The organism is Bdellovibrio sp. MYbb2 (assembly GCF_056175685.1).
On record NZ_JBJKJI010000012.1, the window covers coordinates 1,587 to 4,836 of the forward strand.

Consider the following 3,250-nt stretch of genomic DNA (forward strand, 5'->3'; position numbering starts at 1 on the left):
CTCACAGGCAAATTCAGTTCTTTTCCCACCTTCACCAAAGAATCCTGTGTTTTTACAAGAAGGTGCCTGAGGAGAGCTCACACTGTTTGTAGGTGTGAACAACAATTTATGTCGAGAACCGTCAGCCGCAATAATCGCCGTGTAATAATAGCCCATTGGGAATCCTCGGCCCGTCACATTCGATCTGTGAACAAAGACATCCTCATTCTTTCGATAAGACGCTGCCCCCCAAGCCTTCGTTAATAAAACGAAATCACTGTCGCGCGTGCAGCCGCCATTCTCGACAATCCCAGTACAAGCTCGAGCTGTTTCTCCCGCTCCATATATTTCCTGGTCAAATCCAGTGACAAAGCCGTCTTTAGCCTGCGAGCGATCCACAAGACGAACTTGTCTCGGCCCAGAAGGCGGATTGGGTGTTGGCCCGGGTGTAGGATTCGGTGTTGGTGCAGGCGTCGAACCAGTCGCCTTTCTATGGTAGCACCCTCCCCCAACATCCACCCAACCGGACAATACACCTGTACATTCACAAGCAAATTCCATTCTAGCATTGCCCTCACCAAAGAAGCCGTTTTTTTTACAGCTCAAGTCAGACGGGCTGCTGGCCGGAAGTGAGGCTTCAATGGCGTTGAACCAACGCAAAGACATTTCTCTTTGGCCGTTATAGTTAAAGTGGATACAGGAGGCAGAATCACGATATCCCTGTTGCAGATCATCGGACTCGGGCCCTTGGAAAACATTGTTTTTACCCCAAAGGGACTGCTGTGCTTCTCTTAAGATTTGGGAACTATATTCCGAGCGCGGATAACGACGAAGACCGATACATCCTTCGTTAACGCGGTCTGGACCAAAAGTAGTGCGCGCGACAATCCATTTGATGTTTATTCCCACCTGATTGTCCAGACTTGTTTTCAAGTGCGAGAACCGATTTACGTAATGAGATGCTGCACAGGTCTGAACATTTTGAGCCGTGCAATCCACAGTCAGATCCGATTCCCCCTGATGCCACAATATCATGGCAAAGCCTCCACTTTTTTCTTGTAGGTACTTAGCCGCGAAGAGCAAGCGGTCATAAAGATGATAGTCAATGAAGTCGTTATTCACGTTAGCTCCCGTTCTATAGGGAGCAGCCCCCGGCAACCAAGAAGAAAGATCAGTACCCCCGACCGCGGTATTTAAGAATGCAACAGGGATATTGTGTTTTTGCGCTAAATGATCACCGAGCTCTGGCCACGTCGACCCCTGGCCTTTGCCATTATTCAGATATCGAGTGGGATCTGCCGAGGCAAATGGCAATGGATCTACCGCGGGCGACCAAAGCTGTGCTTCTGGATCATTCATAACTACTAAAGGATTTTTGGCTGTAACTCGTACCTCCGCGTGCCCAGCCGCATTGGACTGTCCGGCAATAAGATAGATATCTCCGACGCCAAATTGTGCCACTTCTGATTTATAAGAACGATTATTTACTTCGTCGACCTGAGTTAGCTCTAAGGAATACCATCCGCCGGCAACAAGGCCCAAAGGAATAGTCACTTCACTTGCAGAATTGGTCGTAACATAGCTTTTATTCAGTCGAACATCGGAACCCGAGCGGATCACGACAGTAGCATATTTAATACTGCTGGAAGCCTTTCTAAAACGCAGCGGCACAACTGCCGCGTTCATCATCTGGCTGCCTTCGTACATCACAGATTTTTTTCTTTGGAAGACCTGCTTTTGACGAATACTCAAAATTGCATCTGTAGCCGTATTTTTTGAATAGGACTTATCTTGGTAAGGAACCGTCGGTTCAATAGACTGACTGCTAAGAGCTTTAACGCCCTCTAATTGGTGCACAACTTGCTTTAATGAAAGCTCTTCCTGTGCATAAAGACCACCAGTGCAATTCTGGAATGCAGGCAAAACTGCCAAAGACAAAGCAAAAATAGAGAACAATCTTTGATATTTTTTAAAAACCATATCACTCCCCTACCAGTTAATACCTATCGGGTTGATACAGCTGGACCTAAAACCATTATCGTTCTGAAAGAAATAAGACACCCCCGTAGACAAATAGATATTCTAAATTCATCAGAATACATCTTTATTTGAGTTTATTCAGCTTGTTCCATTTCGCGCCGATCCACACAGACATGGCATTACAATTACTATTTATTGCATTTCTGGCTCTTGCATCTTCATCAACAATTCCCGATGCGTTTAACAGTACAGGTGTCGTGGATGTATCCGTTATTTCTGCGCAGCAAGCAGATCAGCTATTTTCAGAAATTAAGGCCAACACGAATATTCCTTTCGGATATCCAGTCGACGGATGCTATGCCCGAGCAACAGCGATGGCCCTGATAGCCGAGAAAGAAAAAATAGAAATGGGTAAAGTCTGGGCCACTGGATTCCTTCGTGTAAAAACGGACAATCCCAAATTTCCAGATGTGGAATGGGGATATCACGTGGCGCCAGTCGTTTACGTAAAAGAAAACGGCAAAAAAGAAAAGCTCATGGTATTTGATCCTTCTCTTTTCGATAAGCCCGTGACAGTAGACGATTGGACCGGCAAGATGAAGGCCGACGGAAGCCCCAAGGCACAGGTTCAGAAAGTCTATTATGGTGCCCGCTATCAGTACGGCCCCCTTGGAAGCGAAGGAAAAAAGTATGCGTGGCATACAGCCGATCTCAGGCACGCTCTTCATACCTTGAAAAAGTATACGACCGTTTTGGCAAAGATAAACAAAGGGACAGCTAAAAGCCAATCTGTCCAGGCAAAAGGAGCGAGATAATGAAGCGTCTATCTATCTTACTAGTTATGATTTTAGGAGTTCAAACAATGCCTGCTCACGCTGGCGCAAAAGTATTTTCCGGATATAAAAGAAGTCCTACAACCCAAACTTCAGATCTTATTGGTCCCGTAACTGACTATATTGTCACCGACCATGAATTTAAAATTTTAATTGGTATAAATGCTGCTTTCTATAGTTTCCCAAAAGACTCAGATTCTGAGGTGCTGAAACGACTACTAGAAAAAAGTAAAAATTCAAAGACGGCGCTAAAAATCAGCGTCGACCCTATCTCCCGCCAAATTTTTACTATTCAAGCCGGGGAATAGCCCCTACTTTCTTTTTACCTAGGTCCGAAGCTGACTGAGCCACCTGAAAATCGGCGACCAAAGTCCATATTTGAAAGCCCCTTAGCAACCCCATACCTTTCTAAGGGTCTTTGAAGATGATTCCAGTGCTGTCGCCTCCCTCAGACGAGT

3 protein-coding genes are annotated in these 3,250 nt (G+C 45.7%); 2 read left to right on the forward strand and 1 reads right to left on the reverse strand.

The window, feature by feature from the left end; translation table 11 throughout:
* The coding region (locus AC04MQ_RS19255) for a sialate O-acetylesterase (protein WP_475392892.1) at positions 1 to 1,959 on the reverse strand (1,959 nt) is incomplete at its 3' end.
* A gap of 173 nt (positions 1,960 to 2,132) precedes the next feature.
* On the opposite strand from AC04MQ_RS19255, the gene AC04MQ_RS19260 reads away from it, so the two are divergent.
* Complete coding sequence (locus tag AC04MQ_RS19260) at positions 2,133 to 2,774, forward strand: protein-glutamine glutaminase family protein (protein ID WP_475392893.1); 642 nt, start codon at positions 2,133 to 2,135, stop codon at positions 2,772 to 2,774.
* Positions 2,774 to 3,100, forward strand: coding sequence for a hypothetical protein (locus AC04MQ_RS19265; protein ID WP_475392894.1), 327 nt, complete (start codon positions 2,774 to 2,776; stop codon positions 3,098 to 3,100). The genes AC04MQ_RS19260 and AC04MQ_RS19265 overlap by 1 nt, the downstream gene beginning before the upstream one ends.
* Positions 3,101 to 3,250: the final 150 nt, after the last annotated feature.